Origin of the sequence: Solilutibacter tolerans, from assembly GCF_900155935.1 — a bacterium.
Lineage (GTDB): Bacteria > Pseudomonadota > Gammaproteobacteria > Xanthomonadales > Xanthomonadaceae > Solilutibacter > Solilutibacter tolerans.
The window spans coordinates 38,673-65,666 of the sequence record NZ_FTLW01000003.1 but is presented as its reverse complement, the minus strand read 5'-3'; the positions used below and the strand labels follow the sequence as shown (position 1 = coordinate 65,666).

Here is a 26,994-nt window from a genome sequence, read left to right as displayed (position 1 = left end):
TCTCCGGAGCTAAACCATGTGCGGCATCGTTGGCATCGTCAGCCACACCGAAGTGGCGGCCCGTCTTTACGACGGCCTGACCATCCTGCAGCACCGTGGACAGGATGCGGCGGGTATCGCCACCAGCAATGGTCAGCAAATCCGCGTGGAGAAGGGCAACGGGCTTGTCAGTGATGTATTCGATGCAGGGATGATGTCGCTGCTGCAGGGCAATGTTGGCATCGGCCACTGTCGTTATCCGACCGCCGGCAGCGAAGGCAGCGATGAAGCTCAGCCGTTTTATGTGAATTCGCCGTACGGCATCGCGTTGGCGCACAACGGCAACCTAATCAACACTGATGCACTGCGTCGCGAGGTCTTCGAACAAGACCGTCGTAGCGTCAATACGCAATCGGACTCCGAAGTGCTGCTGAACGTCTTCGCGCATGAGCTGGCGCAGCAAGACGGCTTTAACGCGGAAGCTGCGTTTAGTGCCGTCGAAGGCGTGATGCGTCGGGCGCAAGGCGGCTACGCCGTGTTGTGCATGGTGATGGGATTGGGCTTGGTCGCCTTCCGTGACCCGAACGCGATCCGTCCGTTGGTGCTGGGGAAGCGCAGCACCTTGCAAGGCGATGAATATGCGCTGGCGTCCGAATCGGTGGCGTTGGACTTGATTGGTTTCGAGCGGGTGCGCGATGTCGAACCGGGTGAAACCATCGTGGTGACCCAGGATGGCCAGCTTTACCATCGCATCACCGCAGCCAAGGTCGAGCCGCGGCCTTGCGTATTCGAGTACGTGTACTTCGCGCGTCCCGATTCGATGATGGACAATATCTCGGTGCACAAGGCGCGTATGCGCATGGGTGTGTCGTTGGGTGAAAAAATCCTGCGCGAGCGCCCCGATCACGGCATCGACGTGGTGATCCCGATCCCCGATACCAGCCGTGATTCCGCATTGGAGATCGCCAACGTGCTCAACGTGAAGTACCGAGAGGGCTTCATCAAGAACCGTTATGTCGGCCGTACCTTCATCATGCCGGGGCAGGGCGAGCGTGCGAAATCCGTACGCCGAAAATTGAACCCGATCCCGCTGGAGTTCAAGAATCGTGTGGTGCTATTGGTGGACGATTCCATCGTGCGCGGCACCACCAGCCAGCAGATCGTGCAGATGGCACGCGACGCAGGTGCCAAGAAGGTGTACCTCGCCTCCGCTGCGCCGCCGGTGCGTTACCCCAACATCTACGGCATCGATATGCCGACGCCGACCGAATTGATCGCGCATGACCGCAGCGTGGAAGACATCGAGAAGTTGATCGGTTGCGATTGGCTGGTCTATCAGGACCTGGATGATCTCGAAGTCGCTGTCGCTGGGCCCAAGCACCCGGGCATGAAGTTCGATACGTCCTGCTTCTCTGGCGAATACGTCACCGGTGTAAATGAAGGCTATTTCGAGGCTCTCAAGGCCCAGCGTTCAGACGAAGCAAAGGCCAAGCGTCGCGCGTGATGTTCGCCGCGTCATGAGCCTAAACAACGCTGCATCCCGGTCTTTGTTCGATGTTGCCCGTGACGTGCTCACGGCGGGCGGCATCACTGATAAACCTGCTGCCGCTCGCGAGATGGCGGCTGCCTTCGCGCGGGGTGAGTTGAGCCTCGATGAACAGGCACCCCCCAGCCCCATCATCATGCCGGGCCGTCCCGCCGAGCCCAAGCTCGTGCATCCTCGCGAACTGCCACGTCGCGGCTTTGGCAGCACGTCGGGACGCGCTGCATTCATCCATGCCGTCGCACACATCGAGTTCAATGCCATCGATTTGGCCTGCGATGCCATCTACCGCTTCCGAGAGATGCCGCCTGAGTTTTACGCTGACTGGGTGCAAGTGGCCGATGACGAAGCGCGGCACTTCATCATGTTGCGCGCAAGGCTGCAGACGCTTGGCCACGACTATGGCGACTTCAACGCGCATAACGGTTTATGGGAGATGGCGGAAAAAACCGCTCACGACGGCCTGGCCCGCATGGCGCTGGTGCCCCGCGTTCTGGAGGCGCGCGGTCTGGACGTGACGCCCGGCATGATCACCAAACTGAAAGACTTGGGTGATGAAGAGACCGCCGCCATTCTGGAGATCATCCTGCGCGAAGAAATTGCTCACGTGGCAGCAGGTTCGCGTTGGTATCGCTGGTATTGCGAACGCGCCGGGCTAGAGCCACGCTCACGCTTCCGCGAACTGCTGCACGAATACGCAGGCGGCGCATTGCACGGCCCCTTCAATATGGAAGCCCGCTTGATGGCCGGGTTTGATGCAGACGAATTGCAAAGCCTGTGCGATGCAGCAGAGGCGGCACGCGCATGACATTTCAATTACCCATTGCGCGTTAACCTGCAGCACATTTCACACTTGGGAGTTTGTCGATGCGCGCCATCTTTGTGCCCGTCGCCATTTCGTTACTGTTGAGCGTTGGCTGCACGCGCTCGTCAGAAACAGCCCCGATACCGGCGTCTGAGCCTGGGGCCAACAACCCTGCAGTCGAAGCGGACACGAAGCTCGAGCCTGTTGCCGACCAGTCTCCCGTGCTCGCACCAGCCAAGCTGAAAATCATTGGCACCGAACCATTCTGGGGTATCGATATCGATGGTGATCGTCTGCACTTCACCACGATGGATGACCAGGTCGGTCGTTGGCTAGAGGCGGTGTCTGGCGCTACGGACGATGGCCGTTGGCAGTGGTCGGGCAAGGTGGGTGATGGCGGCAAGTTCTCGTTGGATATCGTGCGCGATCAATGCAGTGACGGTATGTCGGACCGCGTTTACGCCTATACCGCACAGTTCAGCATCGACCAGAAGGAATACCGTGGTTGCGCCGACGATCCGGAGAAATTCTCAGGCGAAGGCCAGCAACCTTGATCCTTCGGCGTCTGCGCGCAGATAGCGGGGCGTCTCGCCATACCAATCGCCAACAACTATGCGAGTTCGCCCATCTTCCTCGTGCACGGCGGGGCGATGGGTGTGTCCGTGGATGATGCGACGGACGCCGTAGCGATCAAAAGCCGAGTCGACGGCTTCCGGGGTGACATCGGTGATGGTTTCGGCGGTGCCTGCGGCCTGCAGCTCGCCGTAGCGTGCCTTGCTCGCTTCGCGCGCTTGCTGCGCGAAGGCCAATCGTGCAGCAAGCGGTTGTGACAGGAATTGCGACTGCCATTGCGGGTTGCGCGTCATCGAGCGAAATTGCTGATAGCCGACATCACTGGTGCAGTAAAGGTCGCCATGGCCGATCAAGGTCGGCTCCCCTTCCAGCACGATAAGCGAAGGGTCCGGTAACAAGCGCATGCAGGCACGCTTCGCGTAGTCGTGACCCAGCAGAAAATCGCGATTGCCGTGGATGAAGGCGATCTGGGTGCCTGATTTGGCGAGATCCGCCAAACCATCCGCCACCTTCACACCCGTCGCTGACGGATCGTCATCGCCCACCCAGGCTTCAAAGAGATCGCCGAGGATGAATAATCGGTCCGCACCACGCGCTTCCTGGTCCAGAAAGCGCAGGAATTCGTCGTTCGTGTCGGGACGCGCGTCCTCAAGGTGCAGGTCGGCGATGAAGAGCGTGGTCATCTGCCTATTTTAGAGTGGATACGGCAGCCAGTGCCCGCTGGACTAAAATACGCGTTTTCGACATCCGCCTGAACATGACCGTCCGCACCCGCTTCGCTCCCAGCCCAACCGGCTACCTTCATATCGGTGGCGCCCGCACCGCGCTGTATTGCTGGTTGGCATCACGTCGCGCGGGAGGCGAGTTCGTCCTGCGCATCGAGGACACCGATCGCGAGCGCAGCACGCAGGCCGCGATCGACGCGATCCTGGAAGCGATGGATTGGCTAGGCCTGTCCTACGACGAAGGCCCGATCTACCAAACCGACCGCCTTGATCGTTACAAGGAAGTGGCCGAGCAGCTGGTGGCCGAAGGCAAGGCCTACTACGCCTACGAGACCCGCGAAGAGCTCGACGCCATGCGCGAAGCTGCGATGGCCGCCGGCGACAAGCCGCGTTATCGCGGCAAATACCGCAGCGAGAACGCCGAATGGCGGGATGATCCCAACCGCGTGATCCGATTCCGCAATCCGGACGAGGGCAGCGTGGTCTTCGAGGATTTGGTCAAGGGACGCATCGAATGGCAGAACGGCGAGCTGGATGATCTGGTGATCTTCCGCCCCGATGGCTACGCCACCTACAACTTCGCGGTGGTGGTCGATGACATCGACATGGGCATCACCCACGTGGTGCGCGGCGATGACCACGTCAACAACACGCCGCGCCAGATCAATCTCTATCAGGCGCTCGGCAAGACGCCGCCCTTATTCGCGCATTTGCCGATGATCCTGGACGAGCAGGGCGCCAAGCTGTCCAAGCGCACGGGCGCAGCGGATGTTATGCAGTATCGCGATGCCGGCTATCTTCCGCATGCACTGCTCAACTATCTTGTGCGATTGGGCTGGTCGCATGGCGATCAGGAAATTTTCTCTATCCCCGAAATGATCGCGCTGTTTGATCTGAAGGATGTCAACGCGAAGGCATCGCGTCTGGATTCCGCCAAGCTCGGCTGGCTCAACCAGCAGTACCTGAAGAGCGATGCGCCAGAGGATGTCGCCAAACACTTGGTCTGGCACCTGCAGCAGGCAGGTTACGACTTGTCGAAAGGCCCGAACCCCGCAGATATCGTCATCGCCTTGCGTGACCGCGTGCAGACCTTGAAGGAAATGGCGGAGAAGTCCGCGGTCTGGTTCAGCCCACTTACGATTTATGACGATGCTGCAGTTGCCAAGCATTTGACTGACGCAGCGCGCGCGCCCTTGGCAGATGCACGCGAAAAGCTGGCGGCGCTTGCGGATTGGTCGCCGGATGCGATTGGCGAAGCGATGAAGGCGACGGTAGAAGCGCAGGGGATCGGCATGGGCAAGTTGGCGCAACCGATGCGCGTGGCGATCACCGGTACGCAGGTCAGCCCGGATATCTCGCACACCGTTTATCTTGCAGGGCGCGATGAGGCGCTCAAGCGCATTGATGCCGCCCTGGCGCGGATTCCGCAGGCTTGAGTCGAAGCTATATCGCCCACATCATCTAGTCATGAGCCAGCATGCCAGTCACTGCACTAACCCGGAGCATCATGTCGATGATGCAGCGGCTTTCGTGGCCGCGGTAGAGCGTGCTTGCCGCGAGCGTGGCCTGCGGCTGACGCCGATCCGTGCGCGCGTCCTGCAATTGATTGCCGATGCTGGTCAACCAATCAAGGCCTACGACTTGCTGGATCGCGTGCGCAGTGGTGATGGCCCTGGTGCCGCAGCCCCACCCACCGTGTACCGTGCGCTCGACTTCCTGATGGCGAATGGTTTCGTGCACAAATTGGAATCGGTCAATTCGTTCGTGGCCTGCCACCACCCGAATGCTGATCAGCATTCAGTGCCGTTCCTCATCTGCAATCGCTGCCATGCGGCCGTCGAATTGGAAGACGAAGGCGTGGTGGCTGCACTCGATGCGCGCGCGCGCGAGTTGGGCTTTGTCCCGCAAGCGCAGACGCTGGAGGTGCATGGCCTGTGTGCGAAGTGCGCCTCGCGTTGAAGCATTACGCGGTTGCAAGTGCAGTTTGAGGCCGCGTTTCGCGGATTGGTAAATTGGCGGCAGCGGCAACAAGTGCCAGCACGATGTCCGCGTACCACATCCACGAATAATCACCGAGATGTTGCAATACCAGGCCGCCGAGCCATGCACCGAAGAAGCCGCCCACTTGATGCGAGAGCAGGGTGAAGCCGAACAGCGTGGCGAGATAGCGCGCGCCGAACAGCTTGCCGATGATCCCGGCTGTGGGCGGCACGGTGGCAAGCCAGGTCAGGCCCAGCCCCGCTGCAAAGCCGTAGAACACCATCGGTGTGGGCGGCAGTACCAGATACAGGCCAATCAACAGCGCGCGGCTTGCGTACATCAATGCCAGGAGTGACTTCATCCTGTAGCGTTGGCCTAACCAACCCACCGCAAGGCTACCGCCCACATTGAACAGGCCGATCAACGCGAGCGCAGTGGCCGATACTTTATCGGACAGCCCGCAGAGTGCGATTTCCGTCGGCAAATGTGTCACCAGGAATGCGATATGAAAACCGCAGGTAAAGAAGCCTGCATGCAATAGCTAGTAACTGCGATCGCGGAACGCGATGCGCAATTGCTGGGATAGGGTCATTCCGGGGGTGACTTCAATCTGTGTGGACAGCTCCGTGATAGCGGCCTGTTTGCGTCCGCGTAGTGGCCACGCCAACGGTAATGCGGCCAATGCTGTGGCAGCCATCGCCCACATGCCCGCCGCCCAGCCCGCGGCAGAAATCACCGCCTGCGCAAATGGTGCGAACAAGAACTGGCCGAAGGATCCGCCGGCATTGATGACGCCCGCAGCCATCGAGCGCTCACGCTCGGAGATGCGTTGCGCGACAGCGCCGATCAGCACCGAGAAACTGCCGGCACCCGCGCCTGCTGCGCCCAGTACGCCCAGGGTCAGTACCAAGCCCCAAGAAGAAGTCAAAAGCGGAGCCAGTGCCATCCCGACCACCAGCAACAGGCCGCCAAATACCAGCACGCGACCAGGGCCACGTTTGTCAGCCCACATGCCAAAAACGGGCTGCGCAATGCCCCAGACCAATTGCGCGATCGCCAATGCAAAACTGATCTGGACGATGGATAGGCCCGTATCCGTGTGGATGGGCTGTACGAACAACCCCAAGGATTGCCGAATTCCCATCGTCACCATCAAGGTCAGTGTGGCCGCCAGTACCAGACCCCAGGCGCGGCGTAGCGAAATGCTGGTATTCATGCGGGATCGCCGGCTTGGCGTAGTGCCTGGTCGAACTCCGCCAAATCGATACGCAATGCATGTGCCTTGGTAGCGCCGAACAACGCATCGATACGATCTTCCGCCTGTTGCCAATGAGGCTCCGCACGTACCAATAGACGTCGGCCTGCCGCGGTGATCGCAAACCATTTTTTGCGTGCATCGTCCCTGCTGCGCTGTTCGGAAATCAGGCCGGCGTGTAATAAGGGCTTCAGATTGCGCGTCACCGTGGTGCGATCCATGCCCAGTTCATCGGCCAGTTGCGTGAGCGATTTGGCTTCGCGTACACGTCGCAGGATCGAGTAGCCATTAAGGCTAAGATCGACGTGGGCCAGCTCCCGATCATAAATCTGGCTGGCGCGGCGAGACGCACGGCGCAGGGCAAAGCAAGTACATCGAGGGGTGATGGGATTCATCGCGACGTAATATGTGTATATACACATAAATGAAAGATGCATGATGCATCAGTACATGGATGCATGGGAATGGGCTAGGTTTGTTCGTGCTGGTGATGCGGTGCAACAGGATATGGCCGTTGTCCGCGATCCACGGACAAAGCCAAATGTAAGAGCGGAAAGGCTTGGGTGGGTTCTTTGAAAGTGAAATCGATGGCGGCAGGATCTCGGCGCGCCTCGGACATAGCGCAGCGCTGCGTCTGTAATGTCTTTCAAACCTTTGGCGGGGATTGCAGCATCATCTTCAAAAGAACAGCCTGACCCCGCCTATGAATCCGCGGCCTGGCAATGGGGCCAGATCCTTCAGGAACGAGGTGTGCGGACGCGCTTCTTCGTCCAGCAAGTTGTGGCCATCGACGAACACTTCCCAGCCGTTGCCAGCTGCAGTATCGCCGTGCCAAGCGAAGTGCGCATCTACCAAGGTGTAGCCAGGCGTCGGGGTTTCGCCCACAGCGGTACGCGATTGCTTGAGGGTGCGAATCGCTCCGAGCGATGCACGCCAATCAGTGGCCTCCCAGCGCAACTCGCCGCCCACACGACTGGGTGCAATGCGCGGCAGGTTACCGCCCGTTGCAAGCACGCCTTCGTAGTGATGGGTGTGGTCGCCGTGCAGCACGGCCACAGCTCGTTCCTGCAGGTCGCCGCCGTTCAATTTTCCGCGCACGCTGTCGCCAAACACGCGTACATCCAGATGCCCGCGATCCGTGTCGAACAAGGTCAGCTCGCTTTCGATTTCGACGCCATGGAAGCGCGCATCGCCCTGATTCCAGACCTGGATAGGCATGCCGTCTTCGCTGATCGGATGCAGATGCCCATCATCCTCGAGCTCCAGCAACGGGCTGAGGTGCATGTAGTCGGCGTAACGTGCGACCCATGCCGATGCCTCGACACGCACGCGTTCATTGCGCCAGCCGATGCCGAGCTCGGCACGCTGCGCTGTCTCCGGTGACAGCGCGTCATCACCAATTTCGATATTGGATGTGGCGACGTGCAAGCCATTCGAATACAACTCTTCGGCCGAGGGTGCGCGTTGCGAACGATCGATGCCCAGCTTTAGATGCAACTGATCACTAAGGTTCCAACGCAATCCGCCAGAGAAATGATTGGTCTTGAAGTCGCGTGAGGTTAGGCGATCAGGCAATACATCGATGGCATCACTGTCGATACTCGATTGGTCGTGCCGCGCGCCCACTTCGATCTGCACAGGCCCGATCTCTCGTTGTCCGATCCAGAACACGCCAACATCCCGACTGCGTGTGGGTGGAACGAAAGCCTCGTCGCCCTTCGCATCGAAATCACGCTTGCCGCCCTGCAGGCCAAATGCGCCTTGCCAGCCAGCGACATCGCCATGCACTAGCTCCAGCCGCGCTTCGTCAGTGCGGTTGTCGAACACGGTGCCAACCACGCCGTTCTCGTATTCGGTGTGCGTGTAATCGGTTTGTGCGTATTTGAAGCGCAAGGTCTTGAAGATGCCGATATCGTTCATGCCGCCATGCAAGGTATGACGTCGTTGATCCAGGCCGATGCGCACGCCGCCCTCATCCTCCGCCTCGTCTTCGCCGTGATCATCATCGTGATCATGGGCATGATCGCCGTCGTCGTGCTCGTGGCCCGGCACGCCATATCGCGTTTCGAACAGGCTGCTGGAAACACCCACATGGCCGCGTTCACCCACCCAAGTCACACCGAACGCACCCGTGGCCGTGCTGACTGCACTATTCGGCAATTTGCCACGGGTGGCGGGGTCTGGCGTTTCACCTTCCGCATCGAGTCGTGCCTGGCTTTCTGCAAAGCCCGGGATGTCGATGTCATTGCTTTCTCGCAACAAGCCATCGGCATGGAACACAAACCCTGAGCCTGTGGTTTGCGTGCTGCCTTCCACACGGAACATCCCGGTGCGTTCATCGCCATTACTGCCTGTCCGCAGCTCCATCCGGCCGCCGAAGGGTTCTTCGGGCAGCGCATCAGGCGTGCGGCCATCGACCACATTCACCGCGCCGCCAATCGCGCCGCTGCCATAGAGCAGAGTGGCCGGGCCTTTCATCACTTCGATCCGGTCGGCGAGGAATGGTTCGATGCTGACGGCGTGGTCAGCGCTGAGCGTCGAGACATCGCCACTGCCCATGCCATCGCTGACCACCTGCACGCGTGCGCCATTCAGGCCGCGAATCACCGGACGACCAACGCCAGGCCCAAACGAGGAGCTTTGGATGCCCGGGCTGCGTTCCAGCGTCTGGCCCAGCGTGTTGGTCTTGGCTTCGTCCAGTTTTTCGCCTGCAAGGACCTCGACCGGACGGACCAGCGTGTCCGCAGTCTGGTGCAGGGGGGATGCCGTCACCACCACGCTATCGAGCTGATGGGGGTCCTGTCGATGCGGATCCTGCGGGCTTTCCTGCGCCAGAGTGACCGTCGGCAGTGCCAGCGCCAGCCAAAGTGCGCGGGCCAAAGGATGGTGGGAAGGGTGGGGGATGTGAACGAAAGCCATCATGCGTGGAGTAAAGTAAGCAGTGAGTATTTCTTTACGTTATATTATTTCAATTCAATGCGCCAGCCGCCCGACGACGACATGTCCAGACCCATCTCCCGATTGCAGCAGGCCGACCGCATGGGCTTTGCTGCGTCCATGCTCTGCGCGATCCACTGCGCGGCGATGCCTTTGTTGCTGGCCATCCTGCCGACCTTCGGGCTGGGTATTGGCGGTTGGGTAGACATTGACCAGGCCGTCGTCGTCTTCGCCACCCTTTTGGCGGGTATGACCTTGACCATCGGCTGGCGTCGCCATCGGGGCTACCGGGCGTGGGGTTTGTTGCTGCCCGCCCTGAGCCTGCTCTGGTTCGCTACATTCGGGCCCATCCACTCGCATGACGGAGGGTGGGAGGCGTGGCTGCACGCCGGGATGATGATCGCGGGCGGCCTGTTGCTGGCTGCAGCGCACCTGACCAACATGCGGCTGACCCATTTGTCGGCGACTGAATCCGCCTGATATCTGCTAAAATGCGGGTTTAACCAGTGCCGTGGCATGCGCCGTGGCGAATGAAATCAGGAGCAAGACGATGGGCAAGGGTGACCGCAGGACCGCCAAGGGCAAGCGTTACAACAGCAGCTATGGCATCGCGCGCCCGAAGGCCGTGACCAAGGCTGCCGGCAGCGCCAGCGCGCCGGTGGCGAAGAAGGCTGCCAAGACGACCAAAAAGGTCGTGGCCAAGAAGGCGACCAAGGCCGCCTGATACGGCTTGCATGCATCACACGAAAACCCCGCCATTCGGCGGGGTTTTTTATTGCATGGCACCAGTGATGCATCGATCAGTGTTCTGCGCCGTCCTCGACGGCCGTCCATACCCGCAGCAAGTTGGTGCCAAGTACCTTGCGGATATCACCATCCGACATGCCGGCTTGTTGCAGGCCGGCGATCAGGTTGGGGTAGTCGGCCACGGTGCGCAGGTCGTTGGGCAATGCGCCACCCACGCCATCGAAATCCGAACCGATGCCGACATGGTCCGCGCCTAATAATTTGACGGCATAGACGATCTGATCGACCACGGCTTGTATCTCGGTGGGTGGGGTCGGATGCGAGTTGTCCCAGGCAGCGCTCCAGGCTGCTTCGTCTTCGACATCACGGCCCGCTGCCTTGGCTTCTGCGTTGCGCGTTTGCAGCGCTGCACGCTCACGAAATTTTGCTTGCATGTCGGCTGCGGCTTTCGGGTTGACGAAGCCCGTGCCGAAGGTGATTTGCACAACGCCGCCCTTCGCAGCGATGGCTTTGGCGACTGCGTCGCTGGCGTTGCGCTCGAAACCCGGGGTGAAGTGGCGCATGCCCGAATGCGTCGCGACCACTGGAACGCGGCTCAGTTTTACGGCTTCGAGCGCGGCAATATCGGACAGATGTGAGACATCGACCATGATGCCGAGCCGATTCATTTCGGCGACCACCTCGCGACCGAAAGGTGACAGGCCGTTCCATTTGCGCTCGGCGCCGTAAGACGAATCGGAGATCCGATTGGCCGCGCTATGGGCCAGGGTGATGTAACGGATGCCGCGATTGAAGAAGAAAGAAAGTTTTGCGAGGTCATCGCCAATCGGTGCGCCGTTCTCCATCCCAAGCGGCAACAACACGCGACCAGGACGCGCAAGCCTTGCAACATCGCGGGGTGAAGTTAGTAACGCGAATTTGTCCGGCGCGCGTGCGGCCAGAGCCAAAACCGCATCGATCTGCTGGTTAGCCGCGTGATAGGCGGTGTTGTCGGCGTCTTGCTTGGGCGAGGTGTAGATAGACATGAAGGCGATGTCCAGGCCGCCGACTTGCGACTTGGGCCAATCGAATTCGCGGTCGGTATCGACGACCAGGTCACGCCATGCATCGCGTAGTTCACCCGGTGCATCGATATGCGTATCCACGATGACGGCCTCCTGCGCCAGTTTGCGCGAGGCATCGGTGGCCTGGGCGTGCGCACCGCCGGTGGCAAGGCAGCAGGCAAGGGCAAGAGTGAATCGATGCATGGTGGCTCCTTATCGGTTGATGCGCAGGCCCCCAGCATAGACCGATTGGGCCAGGTCGCCGCCCAGCCAATAGCAAAGCGCTGCAGGTTGCGCTACCGACCACAGGACGAAATCTGCGCGCATGCCAGCACGTAATACGCCGCGATCACCATGCACAGCCAAGGCACGTGCTGCGTGTTGAGTCGCACCGCGGACGGCTTCTTCGGGCGTCAGACGGAAGTGGGTGCAAGCCAGTTGCATCGCTTGCCGCTGCGACAACAACGGTGAGGTGCCCGGGTTGCAGTCGGTGGCGACGGCCATGGGCACGCCAGCTTTGCGCAGGGCATCGATCGGTGGCAACTTGGTCTCGCGCAGCACATGGAACGCGCCAGGCAACAGTACCGCGACCGTGCCGGCATCGCGCATTGCCTGGACACCATGGTCGTTGGTGTATTCGATGTGATCCGCGGAAAGGCCGCCGAACTCCGCAGCAAGCGCTGCGCCATCCAGATCGCTGAGCTGGTCGGCATGCAGTTTCACCGGCAGGCCCAGGGCACGAGCAGCCTCGAAGACGCGGCGGGTCTGCGCAGGGTTAAAGCCGATGCGTTCGCAATACGCATCCACCGCATCGACCAGACCTTCTTCATGCAGCACGGGAAGCCAAGCGATCACTTGATCGATGTAGTCGTCGGCGCGATTCGCGTATTCCGGAGGCAATGCATGCGCGGCCAGATACGTGGTGTGCACGGTGATGCCACAGCTCTCGCCGATGCGGCGCGCGACCCGCAGCATTTTTCGCTCGTTGGCCAGGTCCAGGCCGTAGCCGGATTTGATTTCCAGCGTGGTCACGCCGTCGCTGACGAGGGCATGCACGCGCGGCAGCGACTGGGCGAGCAGCTCGTCTTCGCTCGCCGAGCGCACCGCATTGACGCTGGAGACGATGCCGCCGCCGCTACGGGCGATCTCTTCGTAACTGACGCCCTGCAGGCGCTGCTCGAACTCGCCGGCACGATTGCCCGCGAATACGACATGGGTATGACAATCGACGAGGCCAGGGGTAATGAGGCCAGTCGTTTCGATGCCATCGCCAGTGAGATGCTTCGGCAAGCCGCTGCGCGGTCCGGCGTAGGCGATGAGGCCATCACGCCAGGCCAGAGCGCCGTCCGCAATCAAGCCATAGCCGGCGTCGCCTTCGAGTGTGGCCAGCGTCGGGCCCAGGATCAATCCGCTGTTATCCATGCTCTTCATTCCCGCATTCTATGGCTTTGCGCGAGAATGTCCGGATGCACAGGATCCAACACACTGATCGCGGATGGCAGCTTCCGGGCATCGCCAACCTTCATTCGCATGCCTTTCAGCGCGCGATGGCCGGCATGGCCGAGCGTCAGGGTGATCCCAACGATTCATTCTGGACCTGGCGCGAGACCATGTATGCGATGGCCGCACGGTTCACGCCCGAGCAATTGCGCGCCGTCGCCGCGCAGCTTTATGTGGAGATGCTGGAAGCCGGCTATACGAGCGTTTGCGAATTCCACTATCTGCATCACCGCCCGGATGGCGGTTTCTACGATGACCGTGCAGTGATGTCGCAGGCCTTGATTGATGCAGCGCGCGACACCGGTATTCGCCTCACCTTGCTGCCCGTGCTGTACATGACCGGTGGCTTCGATGGTCGTGCGCTGTCCGAGCGACAGCAGCGCTTCGGTCATTCGGTCGATGACTATCTGTTGCTGCTGGATAGCCTGCGTGGGCACGAAAACGAGTTGCTGAAGATCGGTTGCGCGCTTCACAGTCTGCGCGCGGTGCCGGAAGATGCCATGCGCGACGTGCTGGTCGCGTTGCCGTCGAACAGCCGCATCCATATCCATATCGCCGAGCAAATGGCCGAAGTCGAAGACAGCATCCAGGTGCGCGGTGCAAGACCGGTGCGCTGGTTGCTGGACCATGCCGATGTCGATGCGCGCTGGACTTTGGTGCACGCGACGCATCTGGAGGAGGGTGAAGTGCAAGGCATCGCCAAGAGCGGTGCGACGGTGGCTATCTGCACCACGACCGAAGGCAATCTGGGCGACGGGTTTTTCCCGATGCGCGACTATCTGGATGCTGCAGGGCGTTGGGGCGTCGGCTCGGATTCGCATGCCTCCGTATCGCCTGTCGAAGAATTACGTTGGCTGGAATACGGACAGCGCCTGCGCGCGCAGAGACGCAACATCGCCAGTAGTGAAGCATTGCCCAGTGTCGGCGATACCTTGCTGCAAGGCGTGTGGCGAAGCGCTGCTGCCTCGACAGGTTTTGATGTGACCGATGTCATCGTGCTGGATGCCGATGCGCCTGCGTTAATCGGTGCCACATCATCCGACATCGCGGATCGCTGGCTGTTTGCGGGTAATCGCAACGTGGTGAAGGAGGTCATTGTCGCGGGACGCCAAGTTGTCGGCGAGGGACGACATGTGAAACGCGACACGGTGTTGGCTGATTACCGCAGCGCGATAACCCGTTTGCTTGCGGACTGATCTCGATCAGAGCAAGGCGCTGGGCAAAGCACCTTCGAGTCGCAGTAGAAATTCCTTGGTGGGCAAGCCGCCACCAAAACCGGTCAGCGAGCCATCTGCGCCGATCACGCGATGGCAGGGCACGATGATCGGCAGCGGATTGCGCCCATTTGCAGCGCCCACGGCGCGCATCGCCGAAGTCTTGCCGATCTTCGCCGCCAGTTGCGCATAGCTCCAGGTTTCACCGAATGGAATCAAGCGAAGTGCTTGCCAAACACCCAGCTGGAAGTCGGTGCCGTACGGTGCAAGCGGCAGGTCGAATGATTGGCGTGTACCAGCGAAGTACTCGCCGAGTTGGCGAGCGGTTTTCTCCAGCAAGGGATGATCGCCTTCGCGCCATTCGCCATGGCGCTTCACAGGATGCCGGTTCTCCGGAAACTCGATTGCGCGCAGGCCCGTGTCATCGGCGGCGATGAACAATGAGCCGATCGGGCTTTCGATGTGCTTGTAATAGACGGTCACGGGCTTCACTCCCTGTTCGATTCCGGTGTTGATGCAGCGCGCCACAGTTGGATGACGGCATAACTGCGCCACGGACGCCATGCTTCGGCACGCTCGCGCAATTGTTTCTCGGTGATGGCATCGGTGCCGCCCACCTGCTTACGCAGCACCAGGTCGCCTGCCGGGAATGCATCAGGGTGACGCAGTCCGCGCATTGCGATGTACTGCGCAGTCCAGTCACCGATGCCGGGCAGGGCCGTCCATCTGGCGATGAATTCATCTAGTGATTGCTCGGGTAAAAAGCTGACTTGCCCATCGCGCAAGGCTCTGGCCACGACATTCAAGGTGGCCGCGCGCTTTGCCGGCAAGCCAATGCTGATCAAGTCGACATCGGCCAATTGCTCCGGCGTCGGGAACAGGCTGTGCAAATCGTCATCGACAGGTGTGGCGACTGGGCGACCATGCATCGCGACCAAACGGCGCGCCAATGTTGTAGCTGCTAAGACACTGACCTGTTGTCCCAACACCGCGCGCATCGCCACTTCGAAACCATCCCAACCACCGGGCAGGCGCAAGCCTGGCTGTGCATCAATGAGAGGCGTGAGCAAGGCGTCTCCAGCCAGCTGCGCATGGATGGCGGATGGGTCGGCTTCTAGATCGAACATGCGTCGAACGCGTTGGACAATGTCGGGCAAATTGATTGCATTGACGCCGTGCAAGGACAGACGCAAGGCAGATTCGCCCTTTCCCCATTCGCGCACTTCAAGCCAGGCACCATCGGCATTGATGACGCGTGCGTAATGGTCGATGCCGACGCGCTCGATCCCAGGCAGCGTGCGCAAACGCAGGAAATCCAGACTGGCGCCAAAATCGAACGGAGGCCGATAAGCCAGTTTCAATTGCATCGGGCCCGCTTCGATCTGAGATGCATCGGCATGCTTGCGTAGGCGCGTGGGCGGCAGGCCGTAGGCACCAACGAATGCATCGTTGAAGCGCCGCAAGCTGCGAAAACCGGCAGCCAGCGCGATGTCGGTGATGGGTAGCGCGGTTTCGCTGAGCAGCTGCTTTGCAAACAGCAAACGGCGAGTGCTCTGTACCTGCTGCGGTGTCACGCCCAAGGTATCGACGAACAAGCGACGGAGATGCCGTTCACCAACATGCAGGCGCTGTGCCAGAGCAGACATCGGCGCGTCATCCAGCGTGCCGTCTTCGATCAAGCGGGTCGCGCGCGCGACTACGCTATCGCTACGACGCCAAAGGCCATCGGCTGGTGATAGTTCAGGACGGCAGCGCAGGCAAGGCCGGTAACCGGCGGCCTCCGCACCGGCGGCGTTCGGGAAATATTCGACGTTGCGGCTTTTCGGCGCCGGTGCTGGGCAAACCGGGCGGCAATAGATACCGGTCGTCTTCACCGCGGTAAAAAAACGGCCATCGAAGCGCGCATCCCGCGACAGACGCGCTTGCTCGCAAATGGCGATGGAGGGCAGCAAGGACATGTACGCAGGCTAGCACTACCCAAGGCTTGTGACTCGCCATTTTCGGACATGGATGTTGCGTTGGTTCAGTGCCCGCTCAACACGGCATCGAATGTCCGCGCGCTGCCGTCATTGGGTGCGGGTTTCAGGCGAAGCAGTTTCATCAACAAGGGATAGACATCCACATTGTCAAAGACAGGTAACTGCATGCCCGACTTGAACGCCGGGCCATGCGCAATGAAGCTGGCGCGCATCTGTGGCAGGCCCGGGTCGAAGCCATGTGAGCCACGCGGCCCGGCCGTCATGCGACGGGCGACTTGATCGCGTGGCAATGCGTCCCAGCCCATATCCATCTGACACACGATGGGTGGAACACGGGGGTGAGTGCCGTAGTGCCAGTCTGCCGGCAGTTCGGTTTTGTTCCAGCATTGGTAATGATGGTGTCGCCCCAACAGACGCCGTCGGGCTTCGGCTTCAAATCCGGCATTGGGCGCGAATGTCACCACCTGACCGGTGGAGTCGGCGCGCGCAGCTTGAATGCTGATCATGTCCTCCACCGCGATGGCGTGGCCGGGTGACACATCGGCAAATCCATGATCGGAGACGATGACGATGTTGGTGCGCTCGAACATGTTGCGGGCTTGCAGTTGGCCGACTAATTGACCGATGGCGCTATCGATTTCGCGGCGTGCAGTATCCGCTTGGGCGGAGTTTGGGCCATGGTCATGCGATGCGCTGTCGACGCGGTTGAAATACATCGCGACGAAATCGGGGCGGGTCGATGTGGCTTCGGTCAGCCACTTGGCCACTGTGTTGGCGCGCCAGGCATCGCTGGTGCTTTCGTCGTACGGTTGCCAGCGATGTGGGCGCACGCCGCCAATTTCCGCTTCGCTTCCGGGCCAATACAGCACTGCGGTACGCAGGCCAGCCTTATCGGCACCAATCCATACCGGTTCACCTCCCCACCAGCGCCCATCACCGACGGCGTTGCGATTGGAAACGCTGAACTCGCCCAATTCGACATCCCACATGCTGTTGTGGGTGACGCCGTGATGATCTGGACGCAGACCGGTGACGAGCGTGTAGTGATTCGGGAACGTGAGCGAAGGGTAAGAAGGCCGCATGCCCTCGGCGCGAACCCCGGTTGTAGCCAGCTGCGAGAGGTTTGGCATGGAGTTGGGGGTGATGTCGCCAGGGCGTAGGCCATCAACCGAGATCAAGAGCAGCGGCGCTCGTGACGCAGTGACGGGCCTGCTAGCGCAGGCGCACAGGACCAGCGTCAGCCCCGCGACCAGCAAGATTTGAAGTGAGCGCATCGAAACCATTCAAGGATTTTAGGCGGTATGCGAGACAGGTCTATTTCAATCATCGCTGAATCACATTCCCTGCGCTTGGACGGAGTGAGATCGCCGGCGTAGATTGGAACTCCCGGTCAGGAGAATGCGCATGAAAGCTTGCTACCTGATGATCTTTGCCGGCATGTTGATGGCCGGCAGCGCACTGGCGCAGCAGCCGGATAAAAAGGTGGCGATTCAGGAGCCGAAAGCAGTACAGGCTGCCGAGCTTCCGGCCGAATCGCCCCTGAGTGATCACCACTGCCTGCGTTACACGGGCTCGCTGGTCACGGCGTCTCGCAACCAGCGGGAGCTATCCCGCCCGTCCAAGGCACCCAAGAAGCCCGGCTGCGCACCAGCGTCCGGGCGGGCATGGTCGAGGGATGATCTCGAACGCACGGGTGCGAGTAGTGCGCTGGATGCCTTGCGGATGCTGGATCCGAGCGTGTTCTGATCATTGGTTTGTGGCGATACGAAAACCGCACGGGCTCGAATGGGGGGAAGCTGGCCAAGCTGCGATAATGGTGGCTTGTATTCGTTATGGATGCCTTCACGATGTCGCAGCAGTCCCGCCATGACCCTTCCCGCAGCATCCGCGCGCCGCGCGGCAACACGCTCAATTGTCGCAGCTGGCTGACCGAAGCGCCGTTCCGCATGCTGCAGAACAATCTGGATGCAGAGGTCGCGGAAGATCCGACATCGTTGGTGGTGTATGGCGGCATCGGTCGCGCGGCACGTGATTGGGCCAGCTACGACAAGATCCTTGAAACGCTCAAGACCTTGGGCGATGACGAAACCCTCTTGGTGCAGTCGGGCAAGCCGGTTGGAGTTTTTCCCACCCATGCCGATGCGCCGCGTGTTCTCATCGCCAACTCCAACCTGGTGCCGCATTGGGCGACTTGGGAGCACTTCAACGAGCTCGATAAGAAAGGCCTGATGATGTACGGCCAGATGACCGCCGGCAGCTGGATCTACATCGGTAGCCAGGGCATCGTGCAGGGTACCTACGAGACGTTCGTCGAGATGGGCCGCCAACATTACGGCGGCAGCTTGAAAGGCAAGTGGATCCTGACCGCCGGCCTGGGTGGCATGGGTGGCGCGCAGCCGCTGGCCGCTTCGCTAGCCGGTGCATGCAGCCTGAATATCGAATGCCGCCAGAGCAGCATCGACTTCCGCCTGAAGACGCGTTATGTCGACGAGCAGGCCACCGATCTGGACGACGCTTTGGCACGTATCGCCAAATACACGGCGGCAGGCGAAGCCAAATCCATCGCACTGCTCGGCAACGCGGCGGAGCTCCTGCCGGAGCTGGTCAGGCGCGGCGTGCGCCCGGATTGCGTGACCGACCAGACCAGCGCGCATGATCCCGTGCATGGTTACCTGCCGATCGGCTGGACCGTCGATCAGTGGCTGGAGGAACAAAAAACGAATCCCGAAAAGGTGCGCGACGCGTCCAAGCAATCGATGCGCGTGCATGTCGAGGCGATGCTGGCCTTCCACGCACAAGGCATCCCGACCGTCGATTACGGCAACAACATCCGCCAGATGGCGTTCGATGTCGGCTGCGAAAACGCCTTCGATTTCCCCGGTTTCGTGCCGGCCTATGTGCGTCCGCTGTTTTGTCGCGGCATCGGGCCGTTCCGCTGGGTCGCGCTCAGTGGTGATCCGGAAGACATCTACAAGACCGATGCCAAGGTGAAGGAGCTGATTCCGGATGATGAGCACCTGCACAACTGGCTGGACATGGCGCGCGATCGCATCAGCTTCCAAGGCTTGCCAGCGCGCATCTGCTGGGTAGGTCTCGGGTTGCGCCACAAGCTTGGCCTCGCCTTCAACGAGATGGTGCGCAATGGCGAGCTGAAGGCGCCGGTGGTGATCGGTCGCGATCATCTGGACAGCGGCTCGGTTGCATCGCCCAACCGCGAGACCGAAGCGATGCAGGACGGCAGCGATGCGGTCTCTGATTGGCCGCTGCTCAACGCGATGCTGAACGTGGCTGGCGGCGCGACCTGGGTCAGCCTTCACCATGGCGGCGGCGTGGGTATGGGGTATTCGCAGCACAGCGGCGTCGTGATTGTTTGCGATGGCAGCATCGAGGCCGACAAGCGCATCGCTCGTGTGTTGTGGAACGACCCGGGTACGGGCGTGATGCGTCATGCCGATGCGGGATACGACATCGCCAAAGCCTGCGCCAAGGAACAGGGCCTAAAGCTGCCGATGTTGTGATGTTGCGGCGGAACCTGCGCCGTGGGTTCCGCCAATCTGCTGCTTCTTCGGACCTTAGGCCGGGATCACCTCGTCATATTCGGCTCGCAATTGCGTCCAGCCATCCCAAAAGGGCAGGGGCCGGGTGCCGTTAGTGTGTGCGACCAGCGTGTCCAGATGTTGATGCCAGCCGGCACCAATCATCAGCATGTTGGTGCGATCGGAGATGCCGCGATGGGTCACGGTCAGTAGGACCTGATCGCCCTTGCTTTCGAGGTCAAAGGCAACGCCGCCATCACCCCAGGTGAAAGCGAGCCGATGTGGCGGGTCGTACTCGACCATCGTGCTGTCCATGCTTTGCGCGCCGCCGCTGAAACCATCCGGTCGGGTGCCAGGCGGGTCGGTGAGCTCATCGTTGCGCCAAGTCAGGGTGAACATCGTGCCTGCTTCGGCTTGCATATCGCCCGAAGCCAGCCATTGGCGACGCAATTCGCTTTCGGTCAGATAGGTCCAGATGCGTTCGATCGGGCCTAGCAACAGGCGTTGCAGGCGCACGTCGCGTGGCGCGATGACCGTGGCGTAATCGCTTTCGCTGCGTGAGCGTCGGATATCAGTGCTCATGGGTTCCTCCGTGGGGTGCGGGATTTGCGGGAAGCCTTCGGTGCAGCTTTGGTGCTGTCTTCGGCCTGGAGAATGGCTTCCAGGACATCAAGCCTGTCAGTCCAGAAACGTTCGTAATGAGCGAGCCATTCGGCACCCAGATGCAGCGGGCCAGCATCCAGCCGACAAGTGTGCACGCGCCCGTTGATCTGGCGGCGGACGAGGCCAGCGTGCTCGAGTGTCTGAATGTGTTTTGAGGCGGCTGCCAGTGAAATCGCGTATGGCGCCGCTAGCTCGCCCACGGTACGCGGCCCATTGGCCATGTCCTGCAGCATGGCTCGCCGTGTCGGATCAGCCAGGGCACGGAATAGATCGTTGAGTACGGCGGGATTTAATTCAACCATATGGTTGAACATATGGTTGATCGAGGTAATTGTCAACCGTTTTATTGAATATTTATGATCTGCTACGGCTTGCATGCCAATTCCGGCATCGTTGGCCTTCGCAGTGGCATTGCAGAAGCCGGTAGAGGCACCGGTTTCTAATGCAAAAAACCTCAACGCTCGCGTCATGGACGACGCCGATGTCAGTCACAAATTGCAGACAGGTATTCATTGCAGACTGGGGTTAAGATTGCCTATGGCGTAAGCCCCCGTGCGCCTCGGGCTGATCAGTAGCACTGGCAGCCATCGTTCATCATGATCCGGCACGGGACAGGGAATGCGCAGCAGTTACGACCGTGGTTTGACCTTGCAGGCCATCGCCCTTATTGGTGGTGGCGTCCTGTTGGTCGGCTTGCTGTTGGGCGTGCTCCGTTTGCAAACCAGCCTGCAATTTTGGTTGTATGCGCACCATCGTTGGGTGCAGGCTGAAGGCCAGATGGCCAGTGCGCTGGACGCGTACGCCAGCACGGGCGATGAAACCTTCCTGCGGCAAGCTGAGTACGCCATGCGCGTGCCGATGGGTGCGCGACAAGCGCGACTGGCCGCAGAGAAGGACCCGGTTGACAAGGCAGGCATACATCATGGGTTGAAAGCAGTCGGCATCGATGATCGAGACATCGACGGCATGGCTTGGGTGTATCTGCGGATGGGCAATTGGTCAAACATCCGGGATGCCGTCGGCGTCTGGCTGAAGGTCGAGCCCGACTTGGACCGGCTGGTCGCGATAGGAAAAGAGATCCAGAAGGATGTTGAGACGAAAGGCCTCACGCGTGCCCGGACAAATGCGTATCGCAATGAGATTGCCGAGATTCAGGCACGCATTGATGACTCCTTCTGGCAGTTTTCCAGCGCATTGATTTCTGGCTTGAGAATGCTGCGTGCGGCACTTGTGGTGATTTCCGTCCTGCTCTTCACGGGCTTCGTCGTGTTGTTCATGTACGTACTGCGCCGCTTCATTTCACGCATTCGTAGCAGCGAGGGCTGGCTGCGTGCCTCCTTCGAGCAAGCCAATGTCGGGATGCTCCAGCTGACAAATGAAGGACGTATTCGTTACGCGAATTCCGCCGCGTCTCGGATCCTTGGTTTGGCCACGCTGGCATCGCTGGAACACAAGCTTCAGGATTTCATCGTCTATCGAGACCAAGCGCGTTTCATGAAGGCGATGCACGGACAGGAAGCGGACGCCGCAATCAGCGACGGCGATCAATACCTGTTGTTGACCGCAGACGGGCGGCAGGAAGTCGTGCGGGTAACGATGACACCGGTGGCGCGCAGTGAAGGCGATGACGCATCCAGCATGCGATTCGCCATGATCGAGGATGTCACCGAAGCACATGCGATGCGCGCCGAGCTGGCCAGGCAAGCCCGTTACGACGATCTAACGGGCTTGCTCAATCGCGGCGAGCTGTTGCGACGCATCGGGCATGCGTTGCACGAACTCAAGGAAGACCGGATCAAGCATCTTTCCGTGTGTCTGATCGATCTCGATCACTTTCGCTACATCAATGAAAGCGTCGGGCTACGCGTGGGCGATCGCATCCTCCAGGTCATTGCGCATCGCTTGCATGACGCCATGGGCCGCATTGGCGAGGCGGGACGCCTAGGTGGCGACCAATTCGTGATGTTGTTGCCCGGCATGGACTCGGGTGATGCGATGGCCTTTGCCGCGCGCGTCGCCGAGGCGCTTTCACAACCCGACCAGGAATTGGCGGACAGCATGATGACGCCAACCAACTCCATTGGCGTGGTGTCCGTGGATCGCCTGTACACCAGCGCAAGCGAAGTGCTGGCCGCGGCAGTGGCCGCTTGCGAGCGCGCGAAACAGGCCGGCCGCAATCGCGTGCGCCTGCTCATGCGCGAAGAAGAAACCGGAGATGGGCGGCGCAGTACCGCGGAATGGGCGACGGAAATTCGTGCAGCAATGGGAGCAGGCCGATTCGAGCTGCAAGCCCAGCGCATCGATCCTTGCAAGGCCGGGGATGCAATCAGGCAAGCAGAAATCCTGCTGCGCTTGCGTGACAGTGAAGACAAGCTGGTTGCGCCGGATCGCTTTCTGCCTGTGGCGGAAATGTATGGGCTTACGATGGATATTGATCGCCAGGTAGTGCTGATGGCGATGGATGCAATGCGCGAGCACCTTGCTTCCGGTGGGGGTGAAATGGTGCTTTACGTGAACCTGTCGGGGAGCTCGGTCGGCGATCCGGATTTCGCACTGTATGTCCGCCAACTTCTGGATAACGCCCCCGAGCTTGCGACGATGTTCTGCTTCGAGATCACTGAAAGTGGCGTGATGGCCAATCTTGAGCAGGCCACCGCCTTCATGGACATGGCACGCCAGCGCGGCTGCAAGGTGGCCTTGGATGATTTTGGGACCGGTCAGTCCTCCTTCTCGCAACTGCGAGTGCTTCCGGTGGACATCGTGAAAATCGATGGCAGCTTCGTGCGCGACATCGACCGCGATGCCAGCAGCGAGGTATTGATTCGCTCCATCTGCCAAATGAGCCACGTGTTGGGCAAACATACCGTCATCGAATGGGTCGAGCGTCCGGAAGATGCAGAGCGCATTAGCGCGCTCGGCGCCGACTACATGCAAGGCTTTGGCTTGCACCGGCCGGAGCCTTTGGCCGCCTTCCTGTCCACGGTCCGCCGTGGCGAGAAGCACAGCGCCTCGACGGAGGCGTGAGGGGCGTCACACAATCCCCAAGCGGGTACTATGATGTGCTCGCTTCCCCCGGAGTGTGTATGTCCCTGATTCGTCCGCTGTTGGCTGGCTTGCTGCTGGTCTCCATCCTCGGCCACCCCGCGCTGGCCGACACGCCTGCGCAAGCCGCGCAGACGCTTCCCGCCGCCAACGACCTCGCCGCATTCGATGCGCGGGTCGAAGCCGTTCGCCAGCAATTTGATGTCCCGGGCATCGCGGTCGCGATCGTCAAGGACGGGCAGGTAGTGCTGGAGCGCGGCTATGGCCTGCGCGAGGTCGGCAAGCCTGACAAGGTCGATGCACACACGATGTTCGCCATCGCAAGCAATACCAAGGCTTTCACCGCGACGGCGCTGCAAATGTTGGCCGAAGACGGCAAGCTCGACATGAATGATCGCGTCATCGATCATTTGCCCTGGTTTCGCATGTCCGATCCCTATGTCACCCACGACATGCGCATCCGCGATCTGCTTTCGCATCGCAGCGGCTTATCGCTTGGGGCAGGGGATTTGCTGTATTGGCCCACCACCGACTACACCACCCGTGAGGTCGCCGAGCGACTCAAGGATGTGCCGCTTACCGGCCAGTTCCGTGGGCAATACGCCTACGACAACATCCTGTTCGGGGTTGCGCAGTTGGTGATCGAGGCGGCGAGCGGTATGGATTTCAAACAATTCCTGCAGACGCGCATCTTCACCCCGCTAAAAATGGGCGAGACGCGTTACAACGCCGATGATTTGGTCGCCAGTGACAACACGGCCACAGGCCATGCCAAGCAGGACTTCAAGGATCTCAAGCCGGTCGGTACGTTGACCTGGCGCAACGTGTCAGGCGCTGGTGGCTTGTACAGCAGCGTGCACGACATGGCGAAGTGGATGAACACCCAGTTGGCGTCCGGTGCCCTCCCTGACGGCGGGCGGCTGTTCCCCGAAAAGCGCCAGCGCGAGATGTGGACGATGTTGACCCCGATTCCGGTGTCCAGGCCTTCAATTGCCGAACTTGAGCCCGCCGTCCCCAACTTTCTGGGTTATGGCCAGGGCTGGATGCTCTCCGACTACCGCGGCCATCGCGTGGTCTGGCATACCGGTGGTTGGCCGGGCATGGTATCGAGACTCACCTTGGTGCCGGGGAGCAATATTGGCGTTGTCGTGCTCACCAATCAGGAGGTCGGGGCCGCATTCAACGCCGTGACCTATTCGGCGCTCGACATGATGCTTGGCGAATCTGCCCACGACTGGGTGGATGCGTATGCCAAGGCAGTGGCCAAGGCAAGCAACGATGCCGATCAGGATTGGAAGAAGCATCAAGCTGTGCGCGCTGAGAACTCAACACCCTCATTGCCTATGGCGGGCTATGCCAAGACGTACCGCGATCCTTGGTATGGCGATGTGGTGATCACGCAATCCGGCAAAGGCCTGGCGATGCAGTTCGCCCGTACGCGTGAGCTGGCGGGGCGGATGGAACACTGGCAGCACGATACTTTCATCGTGCGCTGGAACGATCGGTCGTTGAATGCGGATGCCTTTGTCAATTTCGGCTTGGACCAAGACGGCAAGATTCGCGAGATGCGGATGGAGCCAATATCCCCTTTGACGGATTTCAGTTTTGATTTCCAGGACTTGCGCTTGCGACCGGTGGACGGAAAGCAAGCCGCCAGCGCCCATTGAGGTTATGGACATCGCCTGAATCATGGAATTATTAGAACAAGAAATCGATAGCGCGGACTTGCACGTGGGCATGTATGTCTGCCGGCTGGATCGTGACTGGAATGGCACGCCATTCCCGTTGCAGGGCGTGTTGATACGCACGCGCGAAGACATCGACGAGATCGGTAGGTACGCCCGGCGGGTTTGGGTTGATCTGGAAAAAAGCACAGGGCCGGCCGTTTTTCATCTGCATGCCTTGGCGCCCAAGGCGCGAGTCAAGACAAAGACAAAAATCGGCGCCGAATCCGAGCTGGGCACCCAGGCAACGCTGTTCGATGACGAGATATTGATCAGTGCTCGCTTGCTGGATCAACTGTCCGAGCGCACCACTGACTTCCTTGGCAAATTGCGCCGTGGCGAGTTGGTCAGTCAGGCCGAAATTGATGAAGTGGTCGAGCCTGTGGTCCGAAGCCTCATCCGTAATCCTGATGCCTATTTCTGGTTGGAGTCACTGCGTAGCCGTCATCATTACACCTATACCCATGCCGTGAATTGCTGCGCGCTGGCTGCGGCGTTTGGCCGACACCTGGGATTTGATGACAAGGAGGTCAAGGCCCTGGCCACTGGCGCGTTGCTGCTTGACATCGGTATGGGTGCGGTGCCGCCGGACATGATCAACCACGAAGGGCCGCTGGATGATGTCGGGCGCGCCTTCGTTGAACGTCATGTCAGCGAAGGTGTGGAGCGTTTGCGCCAAAGCGGTCTGGACGACCCGGCCATTATCGACATGGTGCTCAACCACCATGAGCATTTCGATGGGAGCGGCTACCCGGAGCAAAAGATGGACGGCAGCATCCCACTGCCAGGGCGAATCGCGGGATTGGTCGATGCTTATGACGCGATGACGAGTGAGCGCCCCTATCGGCCGGCTTTGAGTCGTGCTGAAGCGCTCCAGCAGCTGGTGAAACAGCGCAACGGTCAGCGCGATGCGGATTTGGTCGAGCAATTCGTGCGCTGCCTTGGCGTGTATCCAGTTGGCACCTTGGTCGAGCTCAATACCGGTGAGGTGGGCTTGGTGATGTCGCAGAATCCTTCACAGCGCCTGCGTCCACGGGTGATGATGTTGACCAATCCGACTAAGCAACTGCGCGCGCATTTCATCCCGGTCAACTTGATGGATACCGAAGCGCAACCTGCCTTGGCCAAGGTGCATATCGCGCGCAGCCTGCCTCCGGGCAGCTACGGACTGGACCCGGCGGCACTAGATTTATAAGCCAGACGCTTAGGCGCTCATCCCGGCTAATTCGGCCGGGACCCCGATTCGCTGAGCTGTACGACGCGGTCGGTAATCGCTATCGAGCAAGACTTCGATGCGCGAGAACACTTCCGCGCGCGCGAATGGCTTCTTCATGAAATCATCGGCGCCGATGCGTTGTACGTAGAACTGCTCGGTGGCCTGTGCATTGCCACTCATCATGATCACCGGAACATCGCGGGTCTCGGCGCGCTTGCGCAGTTCACGCAATACGTTAAAGCCATCCCCATCCGGCAGGACGATATCCAGGAAGATCAGCTCGGGGCCGGTCTTGGCCGCCTCCAGCGCGGCTTCGGCGGTCACGGCCTCGATGACTTCATAGGCATTTTGGGCCAGCATCTTGCGCAGCAGAGCGATGATCGTGGAAGAATCATCGACTACCAATATCCGTGTGCCGGCGCGTGCATTGATGCGTCGCTTGGCTCGACGCTCGGCGCCCAGGTAACTGTCGCTGGAGATGGATGGGGGCGTTGACTTGCCCCAGTTGCGTAACCGGTCAAACAAAGCCATCT

The 26,994-nt window shown here is 60.3% G+C and carries 24 protein-coding genes and 1 pseudogene; 13 read left to right on the top strand and 12 right to left on the bottom strand.

Annotated elements, in window-relative coordinates; translation table 11 throughout:
* Positions 1-16 precede the first annotated feature (16 nt).
* Genes purF through BW989_RS06455 form a run of 3 tightly spaced genes read left to right on the top strand, consistent with a single transcriptional unit; the run spans position 17 to position 2,881 of the window.
* Positions 17-1,483 (top strand): amidophosphoribosyltransferase, encoded by a 1,467-nt coding sequence (gene purF, locus BW989_RS06465; protein ID WP_076586619.1) that lies wholly within the window; start codon positions 17-19, stop codon positions 1,481-1,483.
* Between the two features lie 13 nt (positions 1,484-1,496).
* A complete protein-coding gene (locus tag BW989_RS06460; protein WP_076586617.1) occupies positions 1,497-2,330 on the top strand; it encodes a ferritin-like domain-containing protein in 834 nt (277 codons plus the stop codon).
* 59 nt (positions 2,331-2,389) lie between these two features.
* Positions 2,390-2,881, top strand: coding sequence for a COG3650 family protein (locus BW989_RS06455; protein WP_076586615.1), 492 nt, complete (start codon positions 2,390-2,392; stop codon positions 2,879-2,881).
* On the opposite strand, the gene BW989_RS06450 is transcribed toward BW989_RS06455, so the two are convergent.
* Positions 2,858-3,583 (bottom strand): UDP-2,3-diacylglucosamine diphosphatase, encoded by a 726-nt coding sequence (locus tag BW989_RS06450; RefSeq protein ID WP_076586613.1) that lies wholly within the window; start codon positions 3,581-3,583, stop codon positions 2,858-2,860. The genes BW989_RS06455 and BW989_RS06450 overlap by 24 nt on opposite strands.
* A gap of 74 nt (positions 3,584-3,657) precedes the next feature.
* Between BW989_RS06450 and gltX the strand changes: the two genes are divergently transcribed.
* A complete protein-coding gene (gltX, locus tag BW989_RS06445; RefSeq protein ID WP_076586611.1) occupies positions 3,658-5,061 on the top strand; it encodes a glutamate--tRNA ligase in 1,404 nt (467 codons plus the stop codon).
* 31 nt (positions 5,062-5,092) lie between these two features.
* Positions 5,093-5,584 (top strand): transcriptional repressor, encoded by a 492-nt coding sequence (locus tag BW989_RS06440; protein WP_076586609.1) that lies wholly within the window; start codon positions 5,093-5,095, stop codon positions 5,582-5,584.
* A gap of 4 nt (positions 5,585-5,588) precedes the next feature.
* Here BW989_RS06440 and BW989_RS12905 read toward each other — a convergent pair.
* The 3 genes and pseudogenes from BW989_RS12905 to BW989_RS06425 form a co-directional block, all read right to left on the bottom strand.
* Positions 5,589-6,821, bottom strand: a pseudogene (locus BW989_RS12905) (MFS transporter).
* Positions 6,818-7,255, bottom strand: a complete 438-nt coding sequence (locus BW989_RS06430) for a MarR family winged helix-turn-helix transcriptional regulator (protein WP_076586607.1) — start codon at positions 7,253-7,255, stop codon at positions 6,818-6,820. Before BW989_RS06430 ends, BW989_RS12905 begins: the two are co-directional and overlap by 4 nt.
* Before the next feature lie 283 nt (positions 7,256-7,538).
* A complete protein-coding gene (locus tag BW989_RS06425) occupies positions 7,539-9,782 on the bottom strand; it encodes a TonB-dependent receptor (RefSeq protein WP_242651359.1) in 2,244 nt (747 codons plus the stop codon).
* A gap of 78 nt (positions 9,783-9,860) precedes the next feature.
* On the opposite strand from BW989_RS06425, the gene BW989_RS06420 reads away from it, so the two are divergent.
* Together BW989_RS06420 and BW989_RS06415 are read left to right on the top strand one after the other, a co-directional pair.
* On the top strand, positions 9,861-10,277 hold the full coding sequence (locus BW989_RS06420; RefSeq protein ID WP_076587200.1) for a MerC domain-containing protein: 417 nt from the start codon (positions 9,861-9,863) through the stop codon (positions 10,275-10,277).
* Positions 10,278-10,332: 55 nt separating this feature from the next.
* On the top strand, positions 10,333-10,521 hold the full coding sequence (locus BW989_RS06415) for a 30S ribosomal protein THX (protein ID WP_278245861.1): 189 nt from the start codon (positions 10,333-10,335) through the stop codon (positions 10,519-10,521).
* Between the two features lie 76 nt (positions 10,522-10,597).
* Here BW989_RS06415 and BW989_RS06410 read toward each other — a convergent pair whose 3' ends face one another.
* Both BW989_RS06410 and hutI read right to left on the bottom strand, forming a co-directional pair.
* Entirely contained in the window at positions 10,598-11,791 is a 1,194-nt protein-coding gene (locus BW989_RS06410) for a dipeptidase (RefSeq protein WP_076586603.1), read from the bottom strand.
* A gap of 9 nt (positions 11,792-11,800) precedes the next feature.
* A complete protein-coding gene (gene hutI / locus BW989_RS06405) occupies positions 11,801-13,009 on the bottom strand; it encodes an imidazolonepropionase (RefSeq protein WP_083688401.1) in 1,209 nt (402 codons plus the stop codon).
* 20 nt (positions 13,010-13,029) lie between these two features.
* Here hutI and BW989_RS06400 point away from each other — a divergent pair, with 20 nt between their 5' ends.
* Entirely contained in the window at positions 13,030-14,283 is a 1,254-nt protein-coding gene (locus BW989_RS06400; RefSeq protein ID WP_076586599.1) for a formimidoylglutamate deiminase, read from the top strand.
* Between the two features lie 6 nt (positions 14,284-14,289).
* Here the strand turns inward: BW989_RS06400 and BW989_RS06395 are convergent, their stop codons facing one another.
* The 3 genes from BW989_RS06395 to BW989_RS06385 all read right to left on the bottom strand — a co-directional run bounded on the left by BW989_RS06395 (position 14,290) and on the right by BW989_RS06385 (position 17,554).
* Complete coding sequence (locus BW989_RS06395) at positions 14,290-14,784, bottom strand: methylated-DNA--[protein]-cysteine S-methyltransferase (protein WP_076587198.1); 495 nt, start codon at positions 14,782-14,784, stop codon at positions 14,290-14,292.
* Positions 14,785-14,789: 5 nt separating this feature from the next.
* A complete protein-coding gene (locus BW989_RS06390) occupies positions 14,790-16,259 on the bottom strand; it encodes a DNA-3-methyladenine glycosylase 2 family protein (protein ID WP_076586597.1) in 1,470 nt (489 codons plus the stop codon).
* Between the two features lie 65 nt (positions 16,260-16,324).
* Entirely contained in the window at positions 16,325-17,554 is a 1,230-nt protein-coding gene (locus BW989_RS06385) for an alkaline phosphatase family protein (protein ID WP_129582855.1), read from the bottom strand.
* A 130-nt stretch (positions 17,555-17,684) separates the two neighbouring features.
* Here BW989_RS06385 and BW989_RS06380 point away from each other — a divergent pair, with 130 nt between their 5' ends.
* A complete protein-coding gene (locus tag BW989_RS06380; protein ID WP_129582854.1) occupies positions 17,685-18,026 on the top strand; it encodes a hypothetical protein in 342 nt (113 codons plus the stop codon).
* Positions 18,027-18,127: 101 nt separating this feature from the next.
* Entirely contained in the window at positions 18,128-19,798 is a 1,671-nt protein-coding gene (gene hutU, locus BW989_RS06375; protein ID WP_076587196.1) for a urocanate hydratase, read from the top strand.
* 54 nt (positions 19,799-19,852) lie between these two features.
* On the opposite strand, the gene BW989_RS06370 is transcribed toward hutU, so the two are convergent.
* Both BW989_RS06370 and BW989_RS06365 read right to left on the bottom strand, forming a co-directional pair.
* Positions 19,853-20,398, bottom strand: a complete 546-nt coding sequence (locus BW989_RS06370; RefSeq protein WP_076586592.1) for an SRPBCC family protein — start codon at positions 20,396-20,398, stop codon at positions 19,853-19,855.
* The gene (locus tag BW989_RS06365; protein WP_242651357.1) at positions 20,395-20,949 is read right to left on the bottom strand and encodes an ArsR/SmtB family transcription factor; all 555 of its coding nucleotides are present in this window, start codon (positions 20,947-20,949) and stop codon (positions 20,395-20,397) included. The genes BW989_RS06370 and BW989_RS06365 overlap by 4 nt, the downstream gene beginning before the upstream one ends.
* Positions 20,950-21,097: 148 nt before the next feature.
* Between BW989_RS06365 and BW989_RS06360 the strand changes: the two genes are divergently transcribed.
* From BW989_RS06360 to BW989_RS06350, 3 genes are read left to right on the top strand one after another with little or no spacing between them, the layout of a single operon-like run.
* Complete coding sequence (locus BW989_RS06360; RefSeq protein ID WP_076586590.1) at positions 21,098-23,503, top strand: putative bifunctional diguanylate cyclase/phosphodiesterase; 2,406 nt, start codon at positions 21,098-21,100, stop codon at positions 23,501-23,503.
* Between the two features lie 59 nt (positions 23,504-23,562).
* Entirely contained in the window at positions 23,563-25,188 is a 1,626-nt protein-coding gene (locus tag BW989_RS06355) for a serine hydrolase (protein ID WP_076586589.1), read from the top strand.
* 22 nt (positions 25,189-25,210) lie between these two features.
* The gene (locus BW989_RS06350; RefSeq protein WP_076586587.1) at positions 25,211-26,440 is read left to right on the top strand and encodes an HD-GYP domain-containing protein; all 1,230 of its coding nucleotides are present in this window, start codon (positions 25,211-25,213) and stop codon (positions 26,438-26,440) included.
* 9 nt (positions 26,441-26,449) lie between these two features.
* Here the strand turns inward: BW989_RS06350 and BW989_RS06345 are convergent, their stop codons facing one another.
* Positions 26,450-26,992 (bottom strand): response regulator, encoded by a 543-nt coding sequence (locus tag BW989_RS06345; RefSeq protein ID WP_076586585.1) that lies wholly within the window; start codon positions 26,990-26,992, stop codon positions 26,450-26,452.
* Positions 26,993-26,994: the final 2 nt, after the last annotated feature.